At 71.1% G+C, this 23,781-nt stretch carries 24 protein-coding genes and 2 pseudogenes; 14 read left to right on the plus strand and 12 right to left on the minus strand.

All coding sequences use genetic code 11. The annotated features are described in order from the left end of the window. Positions 1-81: 81 nt before the first annotated feature. Positions 82-1,020 carry an alpha/beta fold hydrolase gene (locus tag ACLZOT_RS02145; protein ID WP_416966914.1) on the minus strand — a complete coding sequence of 313 codons (939 nt, stop codon included), beginning with the start codon at positions 1,018-1,020 and terminating at the stop codon, positions 82-84. Positions 1,021-1,136: 116 nt separating this feature from the next. Between ACLZOT_RS02145 and ACLZOT_RS02150 the strand changes: the two genes are divergently transcribed. Continuing rightward, positions 1,137-1,703 (plus strand): TetR/AcrR family transcriptional regulator, encoded by a 567-nt coding sequence (locus tag ACLZOT_RS02150; protein WP_416966915.1) that lies wholly within the window; start codon positions 1,137-1,139, stop codon positions 1,701-1,703. A 327-nt stretch (positions 1,704-2,030) separates the two neighbouring features. Here the strand turns inward: ACLZOT_RS02150 and ACLZOT_RS02155 are convergent, their stop codons facing one another. Further along, positions 2,031-2,681, minus strand: a complete 651-nt coding sequence (locus ACLZOT_RS02155; RefSeq protein WP_416966916.1) for a TetR/AcrR family transcriptional regulator — start codon at positions 2,679-2,681, stop codon at positions 2,031-2,033. A 226-nt stretch (positions 2,682-2,907) separates the two neighbouring features. On the opposite strand from ACLZOT_RS02155, the gene ACLZOT_RS02160 reads away from it, so the two are divergent. From ACLZOT_RS02160 to ACLZOT_RS02170, 3 genes are all read left to right on the plus strand, one after another. Beyond that, positions 2,908-3,678 (plus strand): NADPH-dependent F420 reductase, encoded by a 771-nt coding sequence (locus ACLZOT_RS02160; protein ID WP_416966917.1) that lies wholly within the window; start codon positions 2,908-2,910, stop codon positions 3,676-3,678. Positions 3,679-3,800: 122 nt separating this feature from the next. Beyond that, positions 3,801-4,697 carry an alpha/beta fold hydrolase gene (locus tag ACLZOT_RS02165; protein WP_416966918.1) on the plus strand — a complete coding sequence of 299 codons (897 nt, stop codon included), beginning with the start codon at positions 3,801-3,803 and terminating at the stop codon, positions 4,695-4,697. 166 nt (positions 4,698-4,863) lie between these two features. Continuing rightward, complete coding sequence (locus ACLZOT_RS02170) at positions 4,864-5,490, plus strand: NAD(P)-dependent oxidoreductase (RefSeq protein WP_416966919.1); 627 nt, start codon at positions 4,864-4,866, stop codon at positions 5,488-5,490. A 74-nt stretch (positions 5,491-5,564) separates the two neighbouring features. Here the strand turns inward: ACLZOT_RS02170 and ACLZOT_RS02175 are convergent, their stop codons facing one another. From ACLZOT_RS02175 to ACLZOT_RS02185, 3 genes are all read right to left on the minus strand, one after another. Continuing rightward, positions 5,565-6,527 carry an NAD(P)-dependent alcohol dehydrogenase gene (locus ACLZOT_RS02175; protein ID WP_416966920.1) on the minus strand — a complete coding sequence of 321 codons (963 nt, stop codon included), beginning with the start codon at positions 6,525-6,527 and terminating at the stop codon, positions 5,565-5,567. A 404-nt stretch (positions 6,528-6,931) separates the two neighbouring features. After that, positions 6,932-7,420 carry a cupin domain-containing protein gene (locus ACLZOT_RS02180; protein ID WP_416966921.1) on the minus strand — a complete coding sequence of 163 codons (489 nt, stop codon included), beginning with the start codon at positions 7,418-7,420 and terminating at the stop codon, positions 6,932-6,934. A gap of 120 nt (positions 7,421-7,540) precedes the next feature. Continuing rightward, positions 7,541-8,119: a YceI family protein gene (locus ACLZOT_RS02185; RefSeq protein ID WP_416966922.1), complete on the minus strand. Its 579-nt coding sequence runs from the start codon at positions 8,117-8,119 to the stop codon at positions 7,541-7,543. A gap of 101 nt (positions 8,120-8,220) precedes the next feature. Between ACLZOT_RS02185 and ACLZOT_RS02190 the strand changes: the two genes are divergently transcribed. From ACLZOT_RS02190 to ACLZOT_RS02200, 3 genes and pseudogenes are all read left to right on the plus strand, one after another. Beyond that, entirely contained in the window at positions 8,221-9,078 is an 858-nt protein-coding gene (locus tag ACLZOT_RS02190; RefSeq protein ID WP_416966923.1) for a helix-turn-helix domain-containing protein, read from the plus strand. A 107-nt stretch (positions 9,079-9,185) separates the two neighbouring features. Next, positions 9,186-9,527 (plus strand): hypothetical protein, encoded by a 342-nt coding sequence (locus ACLZOT_RS02195; protein WP_416966924.1) that lies wholly within the window; start codon positions 9,186-9,188, stop codon positions 9,525-9,527. 262 nt (positions 9,528-9,789) lie between these two features. Beyond that, a pseudogene (locus ACLZOT_RS02200) lies at positions 9,790-9,941 on the plus strand (Tn3 family transposase); the annotation flags it as partial. Between the two features lie 79 nt (positions 9,942-10,020). Here ACLZOT_RS02200 and ACLZOT_RS02205 read toward each other — a convergent pair. Continuing rightward, positions 10,021-10,476 carry a MarR family winged helix-turn-helix transcriptional regulator gene (locus ACLZOT_RS02205; RefSeq protein ID WP_416966925.1) on the minus strand — a complete coding sequence of 152 codons (456 nt, stop codon included), beginning with the start codon at positions 10,474-10,476 and terminating at the stop codon, positions 10,021-10,023. A gap of 65 nt (positions 10,477-10,541) precedes the next feature. Here ACLZOT_RS02205 and ACLZOT_RS02210 point away from each other — a divergent pair, with 65 nt between their 5' ends. Next, positions 10,542-11,369: an alpha/beta fold hydrolase gene (locus tag ACLZOT_RS02210; protein ID WP_416966926.1), complete on the plus strand. Its 828-nt coding sequence runs from the start codon at positions 10,542-10,544 to the stop codon at positions 11,367-11,369. A gap of 212 nt (positions 11,370-11,581) precedes the next feature. On the opposite strand, the gene ACLZOT_RS02215 is transcribed toward ACLZOT_RS02210, so the two are convergent. From ACLZOT_RS02215 to ACLZOT_RS02225, 3 genes are all read right to left on the minus strand, one after another. After that, on the minus strand, positions 11,582-12,541 hold the full coding sequence (locus tag ACLZOT_RS02215) for a D-alanyl-D-alanine carboxypeptidase family protein (protein ID WP_416966927.1): 960 nt from the start codon (positions 12,539-12,541) through the stop codon (positions 11,582-11,584). A gap of 117 nt (positions 12,542-12,658) precedes the next feature. After that, entirely contained in the window at positions 12,659-14,170 is a 1,512-nt protein-coding gene (locus ACLZOT_RS02220) for an acyltransferase family protein (protein WP_416966928.1), read from the minus strand. After that, a complete protein-coding gene (locus ACLZOT_RS02225; RefSeq protein WP_416966929.1) occupies positions 14,167-14,316 on the minus strand; it encodes a hypothetical protein in 150 nt (49 codons plus the stop codon). Before ACLZOT_RS02225 ends, ACLZOT_RS02220 begins: the two co-directional genes overlap by 4 nt. 329 nt (positions 14,317-14,645) lie before the next feature. On the opposite strand from ACLZOT_RS02225, the gene ACLZOT_RS02230 reads away from it, so the two are divergent. From ACLZOT_RS02230 to ACLZOT_RS02240, 3 genes are read left to right on the plus strand one after another with little or no spacing between them, the layout of a single operon-like run. Further along, positions 14,646-15,257 (plus strand): dTDP-4-dehydrorhamnose 3,5-epimerase family protein, encoded by a 612-nt coding sequence (locus ACLZOT_RS02230; RefSeq protein WP_416966930.1) that lies wholly within the window; start codon positions 14,646-14,648, stop codon positions 15,255-15,257. Further along, on the plus strand, positions 15,254-16,672 hold the full coding sequence (locus ACLZOT_RS02235; RefSeq protein ID WP_416966931.1) for an NDP-hexose 2,3-dehydratase family protein: 1,419 nt from the start codon (positions 15,254-15,256) through the stop codon (positions 16,670-16,672). The genes ACLZOT_RS02230 and ACLZOT_RS02235 overlap by 4 nt, the downstream gene beginning before the upstream one ends. Further along, entirely contained in the window at positions 16,669-17,631 is a 963-nt protein-coding gene (locus ACLZOT_RS02240; RefSeq protein ID WP_416966932.1) for a Gfo/Idh/MocA family protein, read from the plus strand. Before ACLZOT_RS02235 ends, ACLZOT_RS02240 begins: the two co-directional genes overlap by 4 nt. A gap of 6 nt (positions 17,632-17,637) precedes the next feature. On the opposite strand, the gene ACLZOT_RS02245 is transcribed toward ACLZOT_RS02240, so the two are convergent. Next, complete coding sequence (locus ACLZOT_RS02245; RefSeq protein WP_416966933.1) at positions 17,638-18,483, minus strand: aldo/keto reductase; 846 nt, start codon at positions 18,481-18,483, stop codon at positions 17,638-17,640. Positions 18,484-18,641: 158 nt separating this feature from the next. On the opposite strand from ACLZOT_RS02245, the gene ACLZOT_RS02250 reads away from it, so the two are divergent. The 3 genes and pseudogenes from ACLZOT_RS02250 to ACLZOT_RS02260 form a co-directional block, all read left to right on the plus strand. Next, a complete protein-coding gene (locus ACLZOT_RS02250) occupies positions 18,642-19,217 on the plus strand; it encodes a TetR/AcrR family transcriptional regulator (RefSeq protein WP_416966934.1) in 576 nt (191 codons plus the stop codon). A gap of 124 nt (positions 19,218-19,341) precedes the next feature. Next, positions 19,342-19,626, plus strand: coding sequence for a hypothetical protein (locus ACLZOT_RS02255; RefSeq protein WP_416966935.1), 285 nt, complete (start codon positions 19,342-19,344; stop codon positions 19,624-19,626). A 376-nt stretch (positions 19,627-20,002) separates the two neighbouring features. Beyond that, a pseudogene (locus tag ACLZOT_RS02260) lies at positions 20,003-20,447 on the plus strand (pyridoxal-dependent decarboxylase); the annotation flags it as partial. A 55-nt stretch (positions 20,448-20,502) separates the two neighbouring features. Here ACLZOT_RS02260 and ACLZOT_RS02265 read toward each other — a convergent pair. Both ACLZOT_RS02265 and ACLZOT_RS02270 read right to left on the minus strand, forming a co-directional pair. Continuing rightward, positions 20,503-21,486, minus strand: coding sequence for a DNA polymerase Y family protein (locus ACLZOT_RS02265; RefSeq protein WP_416966936.1), 984 nt, complete (start codon positions 21,484-21,486; stop codon positions 20,503-20,505). Further along, on the minus strand, positions 21,483-23,781 hold a 2,299-nt coding region (locus ACLZOT_RS02270), incomplete at its 5' end, for an OB-fold nucleic acid binding domain-containing protein (RefSeq protein ID WP_416966937.1). The genes ACLZOT_RS02265 and ACLZOT_RS02270, both read right to left, overlap by 4 nt.

A 23,781-nucleotide genomic window follows, 5' to 3' on the forward strand; every position in this document is an offset into this window, starting at 1 on the left:
GGGCTGCTCCAGCAGCATCTGCCGGGCAGCAGACCGCCCACAGGCCGCGCCCGCCGCCAGGAAACAGGTGAGGGAGCCGGTTCACCGGACCCCTCGCCTCGCAGCTGGTGCTGACCGGTGGGGTCGGCGCAGGAAGTCCAGTAGCCGCTTCGTCAGGTCCTGAGGAACTTCTTCGGGCAGGAAGTGACCGGCCCCAGGGATGACCAGTTCGGTGACGTCGGTGGCCACCAGGCGCATGGTCTCCGCCGGCATGGTGCCGGTGCTGTACTGGCCGCCGATGGCCAGGACCGGGATGGTCAGCGGGCCCTGGTCGTGCCAGCGCTGGACGTGCTCGGCGGTGATGTCGAGGGTGCGGTAGTACTCGAAGCTGGCGTGCCGGGCGGCCGGGTCGCGCAGGTGGTCGACGTACAGGTCCACGGCGTCCTGCGGGATGGCGCCGGGGGTGGCGGTCTTGGACGCGAACTGGTGGCCGAAGTAGATCTCCTCGCGGCCGGCTATCAGGCGTTCGTTGAGATCCGTGAGGCGGTTGATGACGAAGTGCGCCATGACCTCGTTGACGGTCGGGTCCGTCAGCATCGGCGGGAACGGAGTGAGGCCGGGCAGGATCGACTCGGCGCCGACGAAGCGAGTGACGCGGTCGCGATGGCCTGCGGCCAGGGCGTAGGCCACCAGCATGCCCAGGTCGTAGCCGACGACGGCGAAGCGTTCGTGGCCCAGGGCGGTCATCAGCTCGGCCATGTCGTCGGCGAGGGTGGCGGCGTCGTAACCGGTGGCGGGTTTGTCGCTGGCGCCCATGCCGCGCAGGTCGGGCGCGATGACGGTGAAGTGCTCGGCGAGGGCGGGCATGACCAGGCGCCAGCTGTACCAGAACTGGGGCCATCCGGGCAGGAGCAGCAGCGGCGGTCCGTCGCCGCCGACGACGGCGTGCAGGGTCGGATCATCTGTCTTGACGGTGTGGCTGGTGAACGTGTCGGCGAACCCGGCGGGCAGGTTCGGGACGTCGGTGACGGTGAACGGCATGGTGTTTCTCCTCTGGGCGTTGGACGCTGGACGCGAAGGGGCGTCACACGTAAACGGATGAGCTATCCATTTCAACGTAACATGAACCGGATGAGCTATCCACTTATGCTGTGGCCATGACTTCTGCACCGATGCGCAAGGACGCTGCCCGCAACCGGCAGCGCATCCTCGACGTGGCCCGCCGGCTCATCGACGAAGGCACGCCTCTGCTGCTCAACGACATCGCCCGCCTCGCCGGCGTGGGGGTGGCCACGACCTACCGGAACTTCCCGACCTCCGAGGCCCTGATGGAGACCGTGGCGACCCCGGGCCTGGAGGTTCTGATCACCCGAGCGGAACGGGCGCTGACCGAGGAGGATCCCTGGGGTGCCCTGACCGGCTTCCTCGACATCACCCTCGAAGCGCAGCTGACCGACCCCTCCATCACCCTCGTCCGCGCCGCCCCCGAATGCGTCCTGCCGCGCACCGAGGAGCTCACCGCCGCGTTGGACGCACTCGCCGGCCGGCTGCTCGAGCGCGCGCAGGCGGCGGGATCCGTTCAGGGTGCAGTCACCTGGGACGACCTGCTGCCCCTCATGTGCGGAATCGCCTTCGCCGCAGGTGTCCATGCCCGCGGCCAGGAGGAGCGCTTGGATTCGGGGCGCCGCTACCTCGGGGTGATGCTGCGGGGGCTGCGCGGCTGATCTCTCATAGCTGCTCGAACAAGTAAAGAGCCGGCAGGCCTCTGAGGCTGATCACGAGCCGTCAGGGCGACGCCCTCAAGCTCGGTACCCGAGGGGCCTCCCGCGACGATCTCCAACGGTCCTTCGCGTGAGAGAGATCGATCACGGGCGGCCGCGGGACCCTCGCCGACCCCGGCCGTTCGCGGAACCCGTTCTCGCTCAAAAGCCACCCACGCCCTGGTCGTGGAGGTGCTCGCCGGTCCGCTGCCCGCCATGTACGGGCCCATCGGGCCGGACAAGCTGCTGTTCGCGTTCTTCGCCGCGACGCGAAGACCGAGCGCCCCTCGATCAATCGCTCGTGGGCGTTTCCGCGTGCACTGTGGGCTCGGGCAGGGGTTCGGTGTTGCGGCTGCTGAGGCCGTCGAGGGAGATGCGCAGAAGGCGGCGCCACTGACCAGGGTGGCTGTCGCCGGTCGTCAGGACGGCCTGGCTCAGGGAGCCGCTGAGCAGGACCAGGTCTTCGGTGGTGACGTCGGGGCGCAGGAGGCCGACGTCCATGCAGCGGATGCGCAGCTCGTCGATGAAGGTGTAGCAGCGCTGTGCGCAGTCGGGAGTGGGGCCGCCTCTGGTGGTGTAGCTCTCGACGACGGCGCGGTTGCCGGCCTGGGTGGTGAGCATCTGCTCGAAGAACCCGGTCAGTGCCTGCCAGGGGTCCTCGGTGGCGCTGGCCTGCTCGTGGGCGGCGGTGAGCCAGGAGCCGAACTGCTGTTCCAGGACGGTGAGGAGCAGGTCGTCCTTGGTCGGGAAGTGGCGGTAGAGGGTGCCCATGCCGACGCCGCTTCGGCGGGCGATCTCCCGGACGTCTACGGCGCCGCCGTACTCGGCGAAGACGACTCCGGCCGCCTCCATGATCGCCGCACGGTTGCGCTCGGCGTCGGCGCGGCGGCCGCGCGGTGCGGGCTGTTCGGGTGCGGGGGTCGGCTGCTCGGCGAGGGTCACGGCATTCAGGGTACAGGGGACTCCGGAATTTCGGAGCGTTCGCTCCGGTTGCGCCACACCCAAAGGGAGCGTCCGCTCCGGTTGTGTTACCTTCAAGAGGAGCACTTGCTCCGGTTCGGTGGTGTGGAAGGCCCCGGCCTTCGCCTGCCCCTTCGCGCCCGAGCCCGACTCTCTGCAAGAACCACCCACGGACCGCGCGGTCCGCGAGATCAGGAGACCCCTTTCCATGGCAACCCTTGGCTTCATCGGCAGCGGCAACATCGGTACGAACATCGCCCGGCTCGCCGTCGCGGCGGGCATCGACGTCGTCCTGTCCAACTCCCGCGGTCCCGAGACCCTGGCCGCGACGGTGGCGGAGCTCGGTGAGCGGGCTCGCGCCGCGACGCCCGAGGAGGCGGCCCGGGCGGGCGACTGGGTGGTGGTGAGCATTCCGCTGGCCGCCTACGAGCAGCTTCCCGTCGCCGCGTTGGCGGGCAAGGTCGTGCTCGACACGATCAACTACTACCCGTACCGCGACGGCCGTGTCGAAGCTCTCGACACGGGCAAGTCCACCACCAGCGAGCTCGTCCAGGAACACCTGGCCGGCGCAAAGCTCGTCAAGGCGTTCAACAACATCAGCGACTTCCACATCCCGTCCCTCGCCCGCCCCGCAGGCGCCGCGGATCGCACCGCCCTGCCCATTGCCGGAGACGACCCGCGGGCCAGCGCCGACGCCGCCGACCTGATCAGCCGGCTCGGCTTCGACACCGTCGACGCCGGCCCCCTGACCGAAAGCTGGCGCTTCGAGCCGGACACCGACCCCTACGCGATGCCCTACTCCGCCGAGCCCGACGCCATGCGGGCCTTCTGGGCAGCAGCGGGCGAGGCCATCCGCTCCGGCACCGCGCCCCAGACGCCGCCCCACGTCGACCAGGGCGTCCCGCTGACGGCAGCACGGCTGCGCACCCTGCTCGCCGACACCCCCCGCAAGCTCACCGCTGACCGCCTGGTGGCCTGACCCACCTGACGAGTCCTCGCCCGTCCGGCGCACCCACTCCGCCCTTGAGAGATCCCGGCCGAGCACGGACCCGGACGGGAGGGACTCGATACGCCACCCCTGTCCCATGAGGAGACCCCGCCATGCCGTTCACCGTCACCGATGTGCCGCACCTGCCCGCCGGGTTCGCCGACACGTTCACCAGCCACACCGTCAAGACAGATGATCTGACCCTGCACGCCGTCGTCGGCGGCGACGGGCCACCGCTGCTGCTCCTGCCCGCCTGGCCCCAGTTCTGGTACCACTGGCGCCTGGTCATGCCCGCTCTGGCCGAGCACTTCACCGTCGTTGCCGCCGACGTCCGCGGCCTGGGCGGCAGCGACAAACCCGCCACCGGCTACACCCTCGGTACGCTCGCCGACGACATGGCCGAGCTGATGACTGCCCTGGGCCACGAACGCTTCGCCGTCGCCGGCTACGACCTGGGCATGAACGTCGCTCACGCCCTCGCCTCGAACCACCGCGACCGCGTCACTCGCCTCGTCGTCGGAGAGTCCGTCCTCCCCGGCCTCTCCCCGTCCCCGCCCCTGATCTCGGACGCCGCCACCAACGCGTTCCTGTGGCACTTCGCCTTCAACCGCCTCACGGACATCAACGAACGCATGGTCGCCGGCCGCGAGGAGATCTACTTCGGCCACCAGTTCACCTCCAAGGCCGCCCGCCCCGGCGCCATCCCGCAGCACGCCGTGGACGTCTACGTCGACCAGCTGCGCGACCCGGCCGCCCTGCACAGCATCTTCGAGTACTACCGCACCCTCGACGACTGGTCCGAGCAGGTGCAGCGCTGGCGCGACGAGGGCCCGCTGAGCATCCCGGTCCTGGCCATAGGCGGCGAGTACGCCACCGGCACCGGTCCGGACGAGGTCATGCGCCTGCTCGCCACCGACGTCACCGGACTGGTCATACCCGGCTCCGGTCACTTCCTGGCCGAAGAGGCTCCGCAAGCCCTGACGAAGGCACTGCTGGACTTCCTGCTCTGACCGGCGCTCAGGCTTCCCCAGCAATGCCGTCGGTGGCCGCAGGCGCACGCGGCCACCGTCCACTCTCCCCGTGCGTCGAGCGAACCAGCCAGGACAACGGCGCCTTCACCAGCACGAGTCCGGCTGCTGACAGACATTCACCTTCCCCGACGAAGGATGCACTCCCATGAACATCTTGATCCTCGGCGCGACCGGTCCCACCGGCCGACATGTCGTCGACCTCGCCATCGCGGCCGGCGACACGGTCACCGTCCTGGCCCGCAGACCGGAGGCACTGGCCGACCTGGCAGACCAGGTCAACGTGGTCGCCGGAGACGCCACCTCGCACACGGATGTCGCCAAGGCCATGATCGGTCAGGACGCCGTCATCTCGGCTCTCGGCAGGAGCACCTCCGTGCGCGCCGACAATCTGTTCACCCGCGCCGCGGCGGCCGTCATCGCCGCGGCCGAGGAAGAGGGCGTATCGCGCCTGGTCTGGATGTCCTCGTTCGGCGTGGGCGACACCTACCACTCGGCGAGCGTCATGCAGAAGATCATGTACCGCACGTTCCTCCGGGACATCTACGCGAACAAGCACCTCGCCGAGAAGGCGATCCGCTCCAGCGATCTGGACTGGACACTGGTCTACCCGACCTTGCTGACCAAGGGCCTCGCCAAGGGCACCTACCGCGCCGACGACCGTCTCCCGATGAAGGGCAACCCGAAGATCAGCCGCGCGGACGTCGCCGCTTTCATGTTCGAGGCGGCCCACAGCCCCGAGTGGATCAACCGCGACGGTGTCATCACGGACTGAGGGGCTCGTGCTCATCAGACGGAAGGCGGCTACGACTCCAGATGATCCGGATCCAGCCCTGTAGTACTTAGGCGCTAGACGAGGCGGATGACGCGCTTGCCGCGGGCATGGCCGGTTTCGGTGGCTCGGTGGGCGTCCTGGATCTCGTCCAGGGGATACACGCGCTCGATGACCGGACGCAGGTCTTGCTTGTCGACGTGATCGGCGAGGGTTTTCAGGTCCGCGCGTCGGGGGCCGGCCATGATCAGGCGTACGCGTGGACCGGGCAGGAGGACGGACAGCAGGGCGAAGGGTATGGCGCCGGCGGTGGGCGAGGCGATGCGACCGCCGGGGCGCAGAGCGCGTCGGTAGTCGCGGACAGCGGAGCCGTGGCAGTCGAGGATGGCGTCGAACTGCCCTTTGAGGGCCTTGGGCGGGGTGGTGGCGTAGTCCAGGGCCACGTCGGCGCCGAGTTCGCGGCAGAACGGGGCGTTGGCGGCGCCCGCGATGGTGGTGACGTGGGCGCCCCAGGCATGGGCCAGCTGGACCGCCGTACTGCCGACGCCGCCGCTCGCGCCGACCACGAGCAGCCGTTGGCCGGAGCGCAGACGCAGGGTGTCGCGCAGGGCGCGCAGTGCGGTGATGCCGACCGCGGGCAGGGCGGCGGCTGCCACCAGGTCTGTGCCGCTGGGGGCGGCGCTGATGGCTCGGGGCTTGGCTAGGACGTATTCGCCGGCCGCGCCCGCCCGTCCGGAGACGTCGCCGAGGATGCCCCACACGTGTTCGCCCACCGTGACGTCGGTGACCTTGCTGCCGAGTGCGACCACCTCCCCGGCGAAGTCGCCTCCGGTGCCTTTGGGAAAGCGCCGCCCGGATATCAGACGCAGCCCGCCGGAGCGGATCTTCACGTCCATCGGGTTGACGCTGGATGCGTGGACCCGGACGAGCACCTGGCCCGGTCCGGGGGACGGACGAGGAACGTCACCGACGGAGAGCACTTCGGGGCCTCCGTAACGGTTGTACCGGACGGCGCGCATCATCGGCTGGTCAGGCGACATGGACGGGCTCCCTGGCGGGCATGGTCGTACCTCTTTGTCGAGCGTGGTCAGGAGGAGGAGACGGCGGTCTTGCCCGGGGTGCCGGCACCGAAGGCGGCGAACGCCTCCGCGGCCTGCTCCAGCGGCCAGGTGACGGTGACCGCTACCCGCAGCACGCCTGAGACGACATGCTCGGCCAGGGGGCCAGGGTCTGGGCGTCCGGGTTGGCCATGCTCGTGGCGCCCGGCCGACGACTGGCGCTTGCCCCGGGCACTGAGCTGCCCGCGATGGCCTCGGCGAGGACGGCGTAGACCTGCCGTGAACGGTCAGCCGGGCATCACCTTGCGGACGCGTAGACCCGCGTGGTGTGGCACAAGCAGTTCCACCCCACGGGGCGTCGTCGCCATGGTCAAGCCCGGTGAGTGTCAGCGACACTCGTGATCAGTACGTCTGGGGGGCGGGGGCGGGTCGTCGTGGATCACGAAGCCGTACTCCTCCAGGAGGCTGTGCGCGGTGTCGCTGCGCGTGCCGGCGGCCCCGGCCTCGTGGAAGTAGCCTTCGACGGCTCCTGGGTTGATGACGCAGAGGAACTCCGCGGTCGATGTGATGGCCTGGCAGGTGTGGGGGACCGATCGGGGCCCGAAGACGTAGGCGCCGGGTCCGGCCTCGTGCACGTCGCACTCGTCGAGCGAGGTCGATCCGACCCAGAACCGGACGCGGCCGGACAGGATGATCCAGCTCTCGTCCTCTCGGGTGTGGGTGTGCAGGGGCGGCGCCTGATCGGGGCGCACGATGACACGCGACACGGTGATCAGTCCGCCCGTCTCGGCGCTCGACACAACCTGCTCGATCTCGTTGTCGTAGTAGCGGAAGTTCTTGCCGTCGCCAGGATTCCGCACCAGGGCACTGCTCACGTGAGGTCCTCCTTCGGACACGGGGCCGCAGGACGGCGACCCCAGGTCGAAGTCAAATGTGGTTGGTGGGCGATCGTCACGCCCGCGGAAACGCTCCGCGGGGCGCCCCTCGTTGCCCGGTCAGGTGTCCTGGGTCTGCGGTCCGGCGAACTGCATGTCCAGGCGAATCCTGATGAGCTCACCCAGCAGCCCGGGGAAGAAGTTCAACCCGAAGTCGCCGCGCCGGATCTCGCCCGTCGCCTCGAACCCGGCGTGCTTCCTGTGATCCAGAGGGGAGTCCACCACCCCGCCGAACTCGACGGCGAGCGTGACCGGGTGGCTGACGTTTCCGATGGCGAGGTCCCCGGCCATCGTCCAGTCCTCGCCGTCCCCGGAGATCCGCGTCGAGCGGAACGTCATCGTCGGACGCTTCTCCACATCGAGCAGCTCGGCCGAGCGGGTGTGCGCGTCGCGGTCGGCGTTCCCCGTGTCGACGGAGGCCAGGGCGATCTCGGCGGTCACCCGCACGTCGTCGAGGGTCTCACCGACGTACAGCCCGGCCGTGAACTCGGTGAACCGGCCGCGGACCTTGCTGATCCCGAGGTGGCGGATGGCGAAGTCGACCGAGGAGTGGTGGGGATCGAGTTCCCACTCGCCGGGAGCGAGGGGCAGCGTGGCGACGGACGTGACAGGGGTTTTCGCGGGGGTGTCAGTGCTCATGCCCTCATCGTGCGGGCCCTGCGGCGGGGCAGGGGAGACCGGCCGAAGGGTATTAGTGGCAGGGTCACCCTTCGCGCCGGGGCACGTTGTACGTTCGAGAGGTGAACGACAACGAGTTGGGCACCTTCCTGCGTACCCGCCGCGAAGCCCTCACGCCGGCCGAGGCGGGCCTGCCCGCGGGCTTTCGCCGCCGCACGCCGGGGCTGCGCCGCGCCGAACTCGCCACCCTCGCCGGCATCAGCGTCGAATACCTCACCCGGCTCGAACAGGGACGGGACCGCAACCCCTCACCCAAGATCCTCGCTGCCCTCGGCGACATCCTCCAGCTGTCGACGGCGGACCGTGTGCTGGTGCACCGGCTGGCCAGGGAGCACGGCGAGGACAAGGACTTGTGCCGGGCGGTCACCGCACCGCCGGAGCGCACGGTGCGTCCCACCTTGCGGGCACTCCTGGAGAGTCTGGAGCCCGCGCCGGCCGTCCTGCTCGACCGGATGGGAGACCTCGTGGCCTGGACACAGGGCTACGAGCGGTACGCCCGTCCACTCGGCCTGCTCGACGGGGACCCTCCCAACATGTTGCGGTACGTGTTCACCGACGACCGGTCCCGCGCCGTGTTCCCCGGCTGGGACCGGCTGGCCGACGAGCAGGTCGCCCATCTGCGCAACGGGAGTTCGCTGTACGACCCTCATGTCGCCGTCCTGGCCGACGAGTTGACGGCGGCGGCGGGGGCGCCGTTCAGCGACCGGCTCGGCGCTGTCCCGGCCCTGCCCTCCCGTTTCGGGCTTGAGGTGGTCGAGCATCCCGAGGCGGGTCGCCTGCGTCTGTCGTTCGAGACGCTCGTGCTTGCGGAGGAGGGCCGTCGCCTGGTGGTGCACCTGCCGGCCGACCAGGCCACGGCCACCGCGCTGGACCGTCTCAACGGCCGCAGGCCAGGGGCCCTGCGGGCAGTGAGCGGCTGACCTTCGCCGGGGGACAGAGAGCTCTCGCCCTGCCGTGTGGCCCGTACCCGTGCGGGTCGGGTCTGCGCAGTCTTCGGCCAACCTCCGGCATCGCGCCCGAGATCAGGATGATCGGACCGAACGGCGAGAAGATCCCCGTCGGGACACTGGTTGTCACCGACAGGACCACGGTCTGTGCCGCCGTGTCCCCGCTGCCCGAGGGAATCATCACCATCACCGCGGGCGACGGGGACGCCCAGACCAACGCCTTCCAGTTCGAGGCCACGGACGGAATCAAGCCCGCCGGGACCCCGGCGACCTGCGCGGACCTGAGCCTGCCCGCCCCCGGCACGGGCGGCTCGGACACCGTCCTGGGCCTCGGCCGCACCACGGCGGTCGCGGGCGGCGGGTTCCTCGCCACCCGCACCGTCCGACGGCGGAGAACACAGGAAGGGATCGGCGCCGGATGACCTGACATCCGGGCTCCCGCACCGGCTGCGGGAGCCCGGAACGGCCGTACGACAGGAGCCGGTCCAAGGTCCAGCCACCGTCGATCACTGCCCGGCGCTCCGGCCCGGACCGAACGAGGGCACTCGGCTGCCGATGCCGTCGCTCTTGTCGGTGGACAAGCTCGGCGCAATGGGCGAGCCGGAGTCGCCGACCTCGCTGAGGAACACCACGGAGGCGATGCTCCCCAGGGTCGAGCTGCCGGACCTGCTGTTCGAGGTCCACTCCCACCGCCTCGCCCGCGCGATCTGCCTGGCGGCCGGGGCCGGGGTCGGCAGACGTACCGCGAGGGCCGGGAGGACCAACTCGCCGCCCTCGACCTGATCCTCAACGCCGTGGTCGTGGGGAACACCCGCTACCCGGACGCCCCGGACACCGACGGAGACGAGGAACAGGCGGGGTGATGCCGCCCCGCCCCACATCACCGGAATCACCGAGCCACCGCGCCGAAACCCCTCAACCTGAACCCGCCCGCCCGGCGGACTCCAGCACCGAAGCCAGAAAACGACGAACCGTCTCCAACTCGCCCGCCTCGAAACCTTCCGCGGCCACCACCACCCCGCCGATCACCGGCCCGAAGAAGGCCCACCCCAGTTCCACGGCCTTCTCCTCCACCTCCAGCAGCACGCGCCGCCGGTCCGCCGTGTCCCTGCTGCGCCGGACCAGTCCGAGCCGCTCCAGCCGGTCCACCAGGGCGGTGGTACCGGCAGAGTTCAGTCGGAGTTGCTCACCGAGCCACCCGGGCGTGGCCCGCGTACCGGCGCGGGCCGCGTCCAGCAGGTGGATCAGCGCGCGCACATCGGTGGGATGCAGTCCGTGGCGCGCGGCGAACTCGGCGCCGAGCAGGTCGAACTCCACGGTGACCGCGCGCAGCAGGTGAACCAGTCCCATCACCGGGCTCTGATCGTCCATGCACACTCCTCGAAGTCCCGTAATATCTCGCTGAACGAGATTATCGCCTGGCGAGAGGAGTGCTCGTGTCCCTGCCCGCCTTCGACCGTGCCTACGACGAACTGCGCGCCCGCTGGCCCCAGTCCACGGAGGAGCACGATGTCGCCACGCCGTACGGGCGCACCCGGGTCCATGTGTACGGCCCGGCGGACGGCACCCCGCTGGTGCTGCTGCCCGGCGGTTCCGCCACCGGCCTCGCCTGGTTCGCCAACGCGTCGGCCCTCGGTGAGCGATACCGGGTCCATGCGGTGGATCTGCTGGGCGACGCCGGCCGCACCGAACGCCGGGGCACACCATTGAAGAATGCCGACGATCTGACGGCCTGGCTGGACGCACTGCTGGACGGCCTCGGGCTCGCCCGCACGCACCTGTGCGGCCACTCGTACGGCGCCTGGCTGGCCGTCAGGTACGCACTGCACGCACCGCGGCGCGTGGACCATCTCGCCCTCGTGGACCCCACCCAGGTCTTCACCGGATTCCGCCTCGGCTACCTGCTGCGCGCGCTCCCTACCCTGATTGGTCCGAGCGAGGCCCGCGCCCGCGCGTTCCTGGACTGGGAGACGGCGGGCACACACCCGGACGAGACCTGGCGGCGCCTCTACGCGCTGGCCACCACCGTTCCCGGCCGGAAGCTGGTCACCGGCGTCCGTCCTCGGACCGCCGACCTCCGCATGCCGGTCCTGGTCCTGCTCGCGGAACACAGCCGCGCCCACAACGCCGTCAAGGTCGCCGACCGAGCCCGCCGGACGCTCGTGCAGGGCGAGGTGGCGATGCTCCCCGGAGCCACCCATCACTCTCTGCCACTCACCGACCCGAAGCAGCTGAACGACCGGCTGATGACATTCCTGGACTGACCATGCCACCGTGCGGAGGCCCGCACACCCCCGCACGGCCTTCAGGAACCCCGACAACACCACCCCCGGCGGTCGGCCCGTACCCCCCTCTTCACCCCACTCGCGGCCGGTCGGCGAGCACCCCGGACCGAACCGACTCCGACCGGGCCGCGCCACCTTCGAGGAGGATCGACTGCGCGACTCGCCGGTGGGGGCGGGCGCCTCCCGCCGGCTCAACTCCCGAAGTATGCCCTCTCGTTGACGTGGTACATGTAGTCTCGCCAGTGCGCCTTGATGTACGTGTACCGCGCCGGGTCGTAGCCCCACAGCTGGTCCAACGCGCCCTCGATGACGCTCTCGTCGGCGCGGATGTAGTCGAGTACGGCCTCGGAGACCGGCGCGTACGACCAGTGCCACCGCTCCTGGCTGATCGCGGGTGAGGCCTGGGCCGACTCGGCGGTGTAGGTCTGGAGGAAGCCGTGGCGGGACGCGTTCGCGCGCAGCCAGGCGTAGTTGGCGGACAGAGGGCCGCCGTCCGCCCAGTTCTGCGGGGTGGTGTCGAAGAAGTCGGCGTCGCTGCCGAGGTGGTGGCGGGAGACGCCGGGCGCGGTGGAGGTGCGCAGGATCTCGATCTGCCGCTCGTCGGGGGTGAGCGCGGCCCAGACCTCGCGGTGGGAGTCCTTGTCGGGGTCCCACTGCGGGTCGGTGCCCAACTGGGCCGAGTACCGGTCGCGTACGGCGTCGGTGATGATCCCGAAGGTCCCGGCGCCGCCCGAACCGGTGCGCAGGAAGTCGTACTTGCGGTCCCATATCTGGCGCTGCACGGACGCGGCGCGCACCCAGGAGACGACGACGTTGCCGCGCGGGACGCCGAGGCCGCTCGCGGCGGCGTCGGCGAGCGCGTTGACCTGGGCGTCCGTCTCCGCCTTGAGGTCGCCGGGCGCGGTGCCCTGGCCGGTGATCCACGCGGCGACGGCGGCGGGGTCGGCGTCCTTGAGTACGTGCGCGACGGCCCACTTGCGGTGGTTGATCCCCTGCTGGGAGTGGTACGTCCGCACCGGTGTCTCGTCCGCGGCGAACGCCAACTCCCCGATCCCGGCGAGTCCTGCCGCCCCCGCGCCGGCCAACCCGAGGAACCGGCGCCGGCCGGGGGTTCTACGGTGCTGTGCGGGTCCGTCGTGCGCGCTGTCCATGTCGTTCCGTCCTCGATGATGCTGTCTCGTCAAGCCACTACCGGTATGACGATCACACGATGCTCGACGGTTTCGGCAGAGACGAACACCTTTGGAGGGGACGGGTGTTGTGCATGTTCAGTGAACCGACGGGCCCGCGCCCGCTTTGCGCCGGACCCCCTTGAGGAGAAGCCGTCGGCCCGGCCGCTCCACCCCTTCGTGCAGCGCCCGGGCCAGGGCGACGGAGACGCCGAGGACGGCGGCCGTCGCCGCGAGGGCCTGGAGCGTCGGCAGGTGGTGGAGGGAGAGGTACTGGTCCGCGAGCCGTAGCACCAGGATGTGGATCAGGTAGAAGGCGAACGACCACTCCCCGAGGACCACCAGCCGGCGTCGGCGCCAGAAGGAGGGCAGTCCGCGCAGGTCGGCGACGGCCGCGGCGGGGACGAGGAGGGTCAGGCCGAGGACGGTGCACGCGGACACCCCGTAGACGCCGGGGAGTTGATGCGTGAGGAAGTAGCCGACGACGGTGAGGGCGAGGGACACGTCGAGCCCGGGCCCACGCCAGACGCCGAGGCGGACCAGGCGCCCGGCGGCCACCCCGAGGACGAACTCGGGCAGCCGGGCCGCTGGATTGCTCGGCACGATCCAGCCCAGCGCGTGATGCAGCCCCGCCCAGGGCAGTACGACCACCAGCAGCGCCGCCAGACACAGCACCCCGGTCACCGCACGGGCGTCGAGCCGCCGCACGACGACGTACAGGGCGGGGAAGACGGCGTAGAAGAACGCCTCGCAGGTCAGCGACCAGCTCACCGGGTTGAGCGCCTGCCACCAGTCCCGCCACCAGGAGCTGACGAGGAAGACGTTGGCCACCGTCTCGCCGGCGCCCTCGGGCCGCAGCCCCGGTATCAGGGTCGCGCCGAGGAGCAGCGCGAGGACGGCCGTGACCAGGTGCAGCGGGTAGATCCGGGCCAGTCGGCGGCGCCAGAACCGCGGCGCGCTGTCACCGTCGCGCGCGGACCACGCCAGCACGAACCCCGAGAGGACGAAGAAGAAGGACACCCCGACCGCGCCCGGCCCGAACGCCCAGTCCACCAGCTGTCCACGCGAACCGCCGAAGTAGCCGAAGTTACGGATGTGATGCAGGAACACGAGCAGGGCGGCCACCCAGCGCATCCCGGTGAGGGAAGGCAACTGGCCGTGGGCGGCGGGTGGTTCGAGGGCGCGGCGGGGAGCGGCCGTGAGCAGGGTCATGCGGGCACCTGCCCACAACGGGCGCGGCGACGTGTCGCGAGCAAGGTGGATGTCCTTGGGGTCGGGGAGGGGGTCAGCGGGGGAGTCGGCCGGGGCGGTCGAGGACGGCGGTGAGCCGGACCGCGTAGCTGAACCGGACCCGGTCGGGCCGGTCGCTCTGGACGACGCGTTCGCCCAGGTAGTGGAGCCGACGGCGTCGAAGACCAGCTCGGCGCGGCCCAGGGCGGGGTCGTCCAGGCTGACGGCGACACCGGTCGTGCCGTTGATGTCGACGGCGGTGTCGGTGCACCGGATGCCGGGCAGGCTCGCGGCGGCCCGGAAGAGGGCGGCCTGCTGGGCGCGCGCGGAGACGAGAGGGGCGTCCCTGCGGAAAGAGGTGAGCTCGTCGGGGTCGTTCATGCCGGGTCCTCGAAGGAGCCGAGTTGGTTGAGGGCGTCACGCGGCCGGCCGCGGTCGAGGCGGGAGCGAACCGTGCCCACCGGGATCCGCAACGTCTCGGCGGTGAGGTCGTCGGCCAGGCCGCGGCCCCCGGGATCCGCGCACACGCCGTCAGCCGACACGGCGTCGGCTCGGATCGGGCGGCTGCATCGGAGGGGACCCTTCGAGGGGCGGGGAGTGACTCACACTCCCCAATAGGCGCGTACGCCTCATCGGGTTCGCTCGGGAAGCCCGCCTTACTCCCCTTGTGACCCTTTCGTTATGGTCGGAGTGTCCCGGCGGAACCTCCGGTTTTACCCAGTCGCGGGCCGGGCCAGCCCACCGGACGTACCAACAAGGTGCCGTAAAAGCTGGAGGCTGCGGAGCTGGGGAGGGCCCAGAGCGCTTGTTACGGTCCGACCGTCTGCCCAGCCCGCCACTCCTGGGAGCCACCCCCATGAAGATCAGCGAGATGAGCATCCCCCACGCCTACCTCATCACCACCGAGCCGTTCCCCGACCGGCGCGGCCACTTCCGCGAGACCTGGCGCCAGAGCGCGTTCACGGAGGCGACCGGATATCCCCTGCCCGTCGGCCAGATCAGCAGCTCGGTCTCCCGCAAGAACACGATCCGCGGCATCCACGGCACCGTGACCCCGCCCGGTCAGGCGAAACTCGTCACCTGCGTCAGCGGCGCCGTCCTGGACGTGTGCGTCGACCTGCGGATCGGGTCACCGACCTTCGGGAAGTACGAGACCGTCGTGCTGGAGGCCGGGTCCGGGACGTCGGTCTACTACGCCGACGGCCTCGGCCACGCGTTCCTGGCGCTGGCCGACGACACCCAGCTCACGTACGTCTGCTCCGCCGAGTACGTCCCGGGCACCATGATCGACGTCCAGGCGTTCGACCCGGAGATCGGCATCCCGTGGCGGCCGACCGCCGAGCCGGTCATGTCGGACAAGGACCGCGCGGCACCGCCCCTCGCCGAAGCCGCCGCCTCCGGCCTGCTGCCGACGTACGAACAGTGCCTTGAGCTGTACGCGGACCTCGCGACGGCCGGTGCGCGATGACCACGGCCCAGCGGACACTCGCCGGCTCCGCGCTCACCCTCGACAGCGACCTGATGCCGCTCAGCCGCTTCCACGACTGGTTCGCCGAACGCGCCGCCGCCCACCGGTTCGCCGTCGGCCGTATCCCCTTCGCCGAGCTGGACGGCTGGTCGTTCGCGCCGGACACCGGCAACCTCGTCCACGACAGCGGCCGGTTCTTCAGCGTCGAGGGCCTCAGCGTGCGCACCGACCGGACCTGGATCCCCAGCTGGGTCCAGCCGATCATCGTGCAGCCGGAGATCGGCGTCCTCGGCATCCTGGTCAAGGAGTTCGACGGCGTCCACCACTTCCTGATGCAGGCGAAGATGGAGCCCGGCAACATCAACGGACTCCAGCTCTCGCCCACCGTCCAGGCCACCCGCAGCAACTACACGGGCGTACACGGCGGGCAGCCCATCAAATACCTCCAGTACTTCCGCCCGCCCCGGCGCGGAAGGATGCTGGCCGACGTGCTCCAGTCCGAACAGGGCGCGTGGTTCCTGCACAAACGCAACCGCAACATGATCGTCGAGACCGACGAGGACGTCCCGCTCGACGACGACTTCTGCTGGCTGACCCTCGCGCAGATACGCCGCCTCCTGCGCGTCCCGAACCTCGTGAACATGGACGCGCGCACCGTCCTGTCCTGCATCCCGCCGCACCTGGACCGGGGAAGCAGCCCCCCGACGTCGCCGTTCGCCGGCTTCCTGCACGAGTCCACCGCCCGCGGCGCCGAGGGCGTGCACGGCGGGGGAGACATCCTCAGCTGGCTCACCGAGGTCCGCGCCCAGCGTGAACTGGTTCAGCGGCGCGTCCCGCTGGACCTCGCCGGCGAGGGCGGCTGGATCCGCGAGCCCGACCGGATCACCCACCGCGACAACCTGTACTTCGACGTCGTCGCCGTCGAGGTCCAGGCCACCAGCCGCGAGGTGCGGTCCTGGACCCAGCCCCTGTTCGCCCCCCTCGAACCCGGCCTGCTCGCCCTGCTGGTGAAAGAGATCGACGGCGTCCTGCACGCGCTGGTCGAGGCCCGCACCGACGCCGGGCTCCTCAACGTCGCCGAACTCGCCCCCACCGTCCAGTGCCAGCCGGTCAACTACCGCGACGTACCGCCCGAACACCGGCCCCGCTTCCTCGACCACGTGCTGTCCGTGCCGCCGCAGCAGATCCGCTTCGACGTGCTCCAGTCCGAGGAGGGCGGACGCTTCCACCACGCCCAGAACCGGTACATGATCGTCGAGGTCGGCGACGAGTTCCCGCTCGACGTCCCCGAGGAGTACCGCTGGCTCACCGTCGACCAGCTCGGCGACCTGCTGCGGCACAGCAACTACCTCAACGTCGAACTGCGCAGCTGCGTCGCCTGCCTCCAGGCCCTGCGCAGCACGGGCCAGGCATGACGGCCGTACGCTTCGGCGTGCTCGGCTGCGCCGACATCGCCGCCCGGAAGATGATCCCGGCCCTCCTCGACACCGAGCACGCGCACCTGGTCGCGGTCGCCAGCCGGAACACGGAGAAGGCCGAACGCTTCGCCGCCCGGTACGGCTGTACGGCCGTCACCGGGTACGAGGCTCTCCTGGACCGCGCGGACATCGACGCCGTCTACCTCCCGCTGCCCGCGACGCTGCACGCCGAATGGATCGAACGCGCCCTGCACGCGGGCAAACACGTCCTCGCGGAGAAGCCGCTGTGCACCGACGGCACCACCGCCGCCGCGCTCTACGCCCTCGCCCGGCGCCGCGGACTCCTCCTGTTCGAGAACCTCATGTTCCTCCACCACAGTCAGCACACCGCCGTCACCGAGGCCCTCGCCGACATCGGCGAACTGCGCGGGTTCTCCAGCACGGTCACGATCCCGCCGAAACCCCCGGGCGACATCCGTACCCTGCCCGTCGGCGGCGGCCTGCTCCTGGAAGCCGGCATCTACCCCCTCCGCGCCGCCCAGCACTACCTGGGCCCCGGCCTCACCGTCACCGGCGCCGTCCTGCGCCGCTCCGCGGGCGTCGTCCTCTCGGGCGCGGTCCTGCTGCACGACGCCGCCGGCGTACCCGCGCACCTCACGTTCGGGATGGAGCACGGATACCGCTCCTCCTACGAACTCGCGGGCACCACCGGCAGGCTGGGCCTCGACCGGGCGTTCACCCCGCCGGAGACGTACCAGCCCGTCCTGTGGATCCGACGCCAGGACCACTACGAGGAACGAACCCTGCGCGCCGACCACCAGTTCGCGAACGTGGCGCGGGCCTTCACGGAGGCCGTACGGCGCGGCGACGGCATGCCGGCCGATGCCGACGCCTCCTTGCGGCTGGCCTGCCTGGTCGACGAGGTGGCCGACAGGGCGGAGGTCGTCGACGTGTGACGTCGGTCAGGCGAGCGCGTTCAGGCGGGTCAGGTCGTTCTCGCCGATCGTGAGGCGGGCTGCCCTGAGGTTCTCGGTGAGGTGGTCGACCGAGGTGGTGCCGGGGATGGGGAGGACGACGGGGGAGATGTGCAGGAGCCAGGCGAGGGCGACCTGTGCGGGGGTGGCGTCGAGTTCGGCGGCGATGTCGGCCACCGGGCTGCCGGGCCGGGCGAGTTTGCCCGTGGCCATCGGGAACCACGGGATGAACGCGATGCCGTGCGTGGTGGCGTACTCCAGGACGTCCTGGGACTGGCGGGTCACCAGGTTGTAGAGGTTCTGGACACTGGCGATCTCGGTGATCGTCCGTGCCTCTTCGAGCTGGGCCACGCTGACTTCCGAGAGCCCGATGTGCCGGATCTTGCCCTCCTTCCTGAGGTCCGCGAGCGTGCCGATCTGCTCGGCGAGGGGGACGGCCGGGTCGACGCGGTGGAGCTGCATGAGGTCGATCCGCTCGGTCCGCAGCTCCCGCAGGGACAGTTCCGTCTGCTGCCTCAGGTAGGCGGGGTGCCCGACCGGCACGAACTCACCGGGCCCGGGGCGGGTGTTGCCCACCTTGGTCGCGACGACGACCCCCTCCGGGTAGGGGTGGAGCGCCTCGGCGACGAGACGTTCGGTGACCATCGGGCCGTACGAGTCGGCGGTGTCGATGAAGGTGACGCCCTGTTCGACGGCGGCACGTACGACGCGCAGGGCGTTCGGCCGGTCGGCGGGTTCGCCCCAGACGCCGGGGCCGGTGAGCCACATCGTGCCGTAGCCGAGGCGGTCGACGGTCAGGTCGCCGCCGAGATCGAAGGTGAGGGGGGTGGTCATGGGAGTGGTCCTCGGGGTTGTCGGGGTGGTGGTCAGCGCGTACGGAAAGGAGGGAACGGCACCGGCCCAGCTAAAGTGAACCAGTGGTTCATGATTTATAGTGAACCATACGTTCACGTTATTGCAAGCGCCGGACCCCACGGCCACCGGAGGAGCCCATGACCCCGCCCCGAGTACCGCGCGCCGACGCCGTCCGCAACCGGCAGAAGATCGTCGACGCCGCCCGCGAACAGATCGCCCTGCACGGACCGGGCGTCGGGATGGACGAGATCGCCGCCGCGGCCGGGGTCGCCGTAGGCACCCTCTACCGGCACTTCCCGAACAAGACCGACCTCGTCACCGGTGTGATCGCCGAGTACCTCCAGGGCGTCGCCACCGAAGCCGAGGCCGCCGTCGAACGCCTCGCGTCGGGCTCCCGCCCGCTGGACGAGATCACCGGGTTCCTCGAACGCGTCGTCGAGGCGTCCGCTGCCGACCGCGCGGTCAAGTCCGCGGCCCTCGCCCTCGGCGCGGACCCGGTCGACGAAGCCGCGGTGAGCCGTACCGTCGACGCACTCACCGTCCTGATCCGGGCCGGCCAGTCCGACGGCGACATCCACCCGGACGTCACCATCGACGACTTCTACCTCCTCTTCTCCACGGCCCCCACGGACCGCCCCGCCCCTGTCCGCGCCCGCTGGCTCATCCTGTTCCTCTCGGGCTTCACCACCCGGGCCCGCGACGCCGACAACTGAACGCCCCCTCAGGGACGCCCTGGGCGGTGCTGAGCACGAGCAGCACCCGCCTGTGGAACAACGCCGTCGGGTCCAGGGCTCAGCGCCGGCGGCGCCGGGCGTGACACGGGAGGCGGCAGCGGCTTTGGCCCGGCCCCTCGAAGCCCGCCCCGAAGACGACCGGCGAGGCCACGCCCTGACCCGGGCCCGCCTCGCCGAACTCCCCGCCGCCGACGGCAGGATCGGGAAAGCGGGCCGGCACTGGGAGGTGTTCCTCGACCTGTGCCCGTACGTCCGCTCCGTCCGGGTGACGGAATCCCCGGACCTTCTGCACCGAGGGCTGCGCCCCTTCCCCCAGGACCGCCGCGCCGCCGCCCTGCGAGAACGGGCCCTGACCCTGTGCCGTCCGACAACGATGCCGCGCGGCTGAGGGCCCACCGTGCGTTTGAGTACGTCAGCGGGCGGCGCCCGGTCGAGCGCCCCGTTTTCGAACGGGCACGGCACCGGCGAGCTGCTGCTCGACGCGGAGAACGCGCGGCGGGGTGTCCCGGTCGTGGCGGTGCCCCCCCCCGGGGCACACCGACCGGGACGTGTAGGCACGGGATGACCCTGGTGCCTCCCGAGGCGGGTCCGGCCGCTCCCTTCGGGTGGGTCGAAACGTGCCCCGGCATCGCCTGCGGATCGGCACGCCACACATCCCTCGAAGAGCTTTCCGGCATGACGGTCGGACAAAGCCGCTGAGCGGGTGAAGGGAGTTCCTGGTGGGCGAGTTGTACGGCCGGATGCGCCGGGGTGCCGCGCTTCCGGCGGAGCTGGAGCAGCGCTGCGTCAACATCCTCGGCAAGCTGTGGAACGACCCGGACGGGCAGGGCGCGGGCTGCTCCACCGGGGGTTCCAGCGAGGCGGCGATGCCGGGCGGCCTGGCGCTGAAGTTCCACTGGCGTGCCCGGCGCCGGGAGCGGGGGCTGCCGGTGGACCGTCCGAATCTCGTGATGGGCACGAACGTGCACACCTGCTGGCCCACGTTCTGCCGGTACTGGGACGTCGGGCAGCGTTCGGCGCCCATCGATCCGGTGACCCTGGTGCCCGATGGAGACGGCGGAGGCCCTGGACCGGCTGCGGGAGCGGACCGGCGTGGACGCGCCGCTGCACGTGGACGCCGCGATCGGCGGGTTCATCGCCCCGTTCACCGACCCTGGGCGGGTCTGGGACTTCCGGCTGCCGAGGATCGCGTCGATCAACGCCTCCGGCCGCAACCGTTCTTGGCGTGGAAGAGCGCAAGACCCTGTCGATCCCTCTGCGTGAGCTAGCTGTTGGCGGGATGCGCGGACTCGTGCCCGAAGCGTTCGCGGATCAGGTCCATGACCGCTTCGACGCGCCGGGCCTTGTCGTCGGTGGGGTCGAGGAGGAGCTGTCGGGAGGAGGCGGCGGCGGGGAGGAGGTCGTCCGCGTGGAGGGTGAGGGTGCGCAGGCGGGCGCGCTGGAGGGCGAGGCGGTCGTGGAGGGTGCGGGCGTGGGTGGTCAGGGTGCGGGTGTGGGCGGTGGGTTCGGGGAGGGTGAGGGTGCGGGTGGTGGTGGAGCGGTCGGCGTAGCGGGCGGTGAGGGTCAGGGTGCGGGTCGTCTGTGCTTCGGCGCGCAGCCGCAGGCCGAGGCGGTCGGTGAGGGTGAGGAGGGCGGTGTGCCGGCGGTCGGGGTCCAGTTCGTCGTGGGGGAAGTCGTGCCGGACGGTCAGGGACCGGGACGGTGCCGCCGGGGTGACGGCCGTGGGGTCGAGGCCGTGGGCGGCGCTGTGCAGGCGGTGGCCCGCGCCGGCGCCCAGGATGCGCTGGAGCGTGCCGAGGGGGGTGGCGGCGATCTTGTCGATGCTGTCGAGGCCGTACGTCGCCAGGGTCCGGGCGGTGGCGGGCCCGACGCCGTGCAGGAGGGCGGGGTGCTTGCCCGCGAGGAACGCGGTGACGGCGTCGAGGTCGTCGGGGAGGGTGCGGACGGCGGACGGGGGTCCGTCGGCGGCGACCATCCGGGCCAGCAGCGGGTTGCCGGCGACGCCGATCGTCGCCCTGAGGCCGTAGAGCCCGGCGACGCGGGCGCGGATGCGCTCGGCGAGGGCGGTGGCGTCGGTGCCGAAGTAGCCGAGCGCGCCGGTGACGTCGGCGAGGGCGGCGTCGGGCGGCAGCGCCTGCACGGTCGGGGTGTACTCGGCGATCAGGTCGAGAAGCTGGCGGTGGAGGGGCTCGTCGGCGAGGCCGTGGCAGTGGACGTAGAGGATGCTCGTCCCGCGCTCCCGGGTCATCCCGCGCTCCCGGGGCTCTGGTGCCAGAGTTTGCGCTGCTTGACCGCCTCGCCGGGAGGCTGGAGGTCGGCCCAGGGGTGCAGGGCGAACCCGGTCCCGGTGGTGAGGGTGCGGGCCGGTACGGCGCTGTGCGGCGCCGGGGCGGCGAGGTGGTCGGCGACGGCGTTCAGGCCGCTGGTGCGGCGCAGTTCGGCGAGGTGGGTGAGGTCCCAGGCGGCGCTGCCGGTGACGGAGACGGCGGTACCGCCTCCGGTGCTCCGGCGCTGGACGACGCCGCGCACGAGCAGGAGCCAGCTGTGGAAGACGGTGTGCGCGGCGGCCTCGTGGCTGTCCTCGAAGAACGCGCAGTCGACGACGCCGCTGGGGTCGTCGAGGGTGGTGAAGACGACGCGTTTCCCGGAGCGGATCGGCGGGGTCTGGACGGCGCTCTTCGCCCCGGCGACGAGGACGACCTGACCGTGCGGCAGGTCCTTGAGGCGGACGGCGGGGACGACGCCGAGTTCCTCCAGGAGCTCTCGGTGGTCGGCCATGAGGTGGCGGGAGGCGTCGAGTCCGAGGGTGCCGAGTTCGGCGGCGAGCCGCTCGGCGTCGTCCATGTCGGGCAGCCGCAGCGGCGTTGCGCGGCCGTCGTCGGTGAGCGTCAACTGCCCGGGGGCCGCGCCTCGCCCGCGTCGGTGGAGTTCGGTGAGGTGCAGGAGGAGGTCGCGGCGGTTGTCGCCGAACCGGTCCAGGGCGCCGACCTGGACGAGGCGTTCGGCGACGGGGCGGGAGGGGCGGGCGCGGGTGACGAAGTCGTCGAGAGCGGCGTACGGCCGGCCCTCGGTGATCCGCCGGGCCTCGGCGTCGCTCATGCCGCGGACGTCGCTCAGCGCGAGCCGTACCCCGTACACGTCGTCGGACACCAGTTCGATCCGATAGGCGGTGTCGGAGGCGTTGACGTCGAGCGGGAGGATGGGCACCTCGTGGCGGCGGGCGTCGGCGAGGATCAGGCGTTTGGGGTACATGCCGGGGTCATGGGTGAGGACCCCGGCGTAGAAGGCGGCGGGGTGGTGGGCCTTGAGCCAGGCCGACTGGTACGACGGCACCGCGAACGCCACGGCGTGCGCCTTGCAGAACCCGAACCCGGCGTACGACGCGAGGAGCGTCCACACCCGGTCGACGGTCTCGGTGCCGTAGCCGCGTCCGCGTGCCGCCCGCTCGAACCAGTCGTGGATCTTCCCGGTGAGGTCGGGGTTGTTCAGGGCGCGGCGGGTGTGGTCGCCGAAGGCGAGGGTGCAGCCGGTCATGACGCGCAGGACGCGGATGATCTGCTCGTGGAAGATCAGTACGCCGTGGGTCTCGCGCAGGACGGGTTCCAGGTCCCGGTGCAGGTGCGGCGGGGTCTCCTTCCCGCTGCGGGCTCTCAGTAGGGGGGTGACCATGTCGGCGGAGACGGGCCCCGGGCGGAACAGGGAGATGTCGATCACGAGGTCGTGCAGCGAGGCGGGCTTCAGCCGGGCCACCAGGTCCCGCTGGCCCGGCGATTCGGTCTGGAAGCAGCCGAGCGTCCGGGACGACTGAATCAGCCGGAACGTTTCTGCGTCGTCCACCGGGATCTCGTCCAGGTCGATGTGCCGCCCGGAGACCCGTTCGATCTCGGCGAGGGTGTGCGCCATCGACGACTGCATGCGCACCCCGAGGATGTCGAGCTTCAGCAGCCCGGCGTCCTCGACGTCCTCCTTGTCGAACTGGGACATGGGGAACGCCTCGCCGGGGGTCGGGACGACCGGGGTGCGGCGCAGGAGGCCGGCGTCGGAGATGATCACACCGCAGGGGTGCATGGCCATGCCCCGGGGCAGGCCGTCGAGGGCCTCGACGAGGTCCCACATCCGCGGCCCGTACGCGTCCGGGTCGATTCCCCGCAGCTCGGGCAGCTCCCGCAGCGCCGTGCGGGCGTCCTTCGCCCTGATGTGCGGGAACGCCTTGGCCAGCCGGTCGACCGCGGCCGGGTCCAGGCCGAGGGCGAGGCCGACGGAGCGCACCGCGTGCCGGACCCGGTAGGTCTCCGGCATGGCGACGGCGGCGACCCGCTCGGGGCCGAAGCGGTCGAGGATCGCCCGGTAGACCTCCAGACGGCGGGCGGACTCGACGTCCACGTCGATGTCGGGCAGCTCGGTACGGTCCCTGGACAGGAACCGCTCCATGAGCAGGCCGTGCTCGATCGGGTCGGCGGTGGCGATGTCCAGCAGGTGCATGGCCAGCGACCCGGCTGCCGAGCCCCGTGCCGCGATCCTGATGCCGAGGCCGCGGGTGTCG

Origin of the sequence: Streptomyces sp. 4F14 (assembly GCF_048159485.1) — a bacterium.
Taxonomy (GTDB): Bacteria; Actinomycetota; Actinomycetes; order Streptomycetales; family Streptomycetaceae; genus Streptomyces.

Bases quoted from the DNA above. Each gene is read 5' to 3' on its own strand.
- ACLZOT_RS02145 (WP_416966914.1), bottom strand. From the start codon at position 1,020: ATGCCGTTCACCGTCACCGACGTCCCGAACCTGCCCGCCGGGTTCGCC.
- ACLZOT_RS02150 (WP_416966915.1), top strand. From the start codon at position 1,137: ATGACTTCTGCACCGATGCGCAAGGACGCTGCCCGCAACCGGCAGCGC.
- ACLZOT_RS02160 (WP_416966917.1), top strand. From the start codon at position 2,908: ATGGCAACCCTTGGCTTCATCGGCAGCGGCAACATCGGTACGAACATC.
- ACLZOT_RS02165 (WP_416966918.1), top strand. From the start codon at position 3,801: ATGCCGTTCACCGTCACCGATGTGCCGCACCTGCCCGCCGGGTTCGCC.
- ACLZOT_RS02170 (WP_416966919.1), top strand. From the start codon at position 4,864: ATGAACATCTTGATCCTCGGCGCGACCGGTCCCACCGGCCGACATGTC.
- ACLZOT_RS02175 (WP_416966920.1), bottom strand. From the start codon at position 6,527: ATGTCGCCTGACCAGCCGATGATGCGCGCCGTCCGGTACAACCGTTAC.
- ACLZOT_RS02185 (WP_416966922.1), bottom strand. From the start codon at position 8,119: ATGAGCACTGACACCCCCGCGAAAACCCCTGTCACGTCCGTCGCCACG.
- ACLZOT_RS02195 (WP_416966924.1), top strand. From the start codon at position 9,186: ATGATCGGACCGAACGGCGAGAAGATCCCCGTCGGGACACTGGTTGTC.
- ACLZOT_RS02205 (WP_416966925.1), bottom strand. From the start codon at position 10,476: ATGGACGATCAGAGCCCGGTGATGGGACTGGTTCACCTGCTGCGCGCG.
- ACLZOT_RS02215 (WP_416966927.1), bottom strand. From the start codon at position 12,541: ATGGACAGCGCGCACGACGGACCCGCACAGCACCGTAGAACCCCCGGC.
- ACLZOT_RS02220 (WP_416966928.1), bottom strand. From the start codon at position 14,170: ATGAACGACCCCGACGAGCTCACCTCTTTCCGCAGGGACGCCCCTCTC.
- ACLZOT_RS02230 (WP_416966930.1), top strand. From the start codon at position 14,646: ATGAAGATCAGCGAGATGAGCATCCCCCACGCCTACCTCATCACCACC.
- ACLZOT_RS02235 (WP_416966931.1), top strand. From the start codon at position 15,254: ATGACCACGGCCCAGCGGACACTCGCCGGCTCCGCGCTCACCCTCGAC.
- ACLZOT_RS02240 (WP_416966932.1), top strand. From the start codon at position 16,669: ATGACGGCCGTACGCTTCGGCGTGCTCGGCTGCGCCGACATCGCCGCC.
- ACLZOT_RS02245 (WP_416966933.1), bottom strand. From the start codon at position 18,483: ATGACCACCCCCCTCACCTTCGATCTCGGCGGCGACCTGACCGTCGAC.
- ACLZOT_RS02250 (WP_416966934.1), top strand. From the start codon at position 18,642: ATGACCCCGCCCCGAGTACCGCGCGCCGACGCCGTCCGCAACCGGCAG.
- ACLZOT_RS02265 (WP_416966936.1), bottom strand. From the start codon at position 21,486: ATGACCCGGGAGCGCGGGACGAGCATCCTCTACGTCCACTGCCACGGC.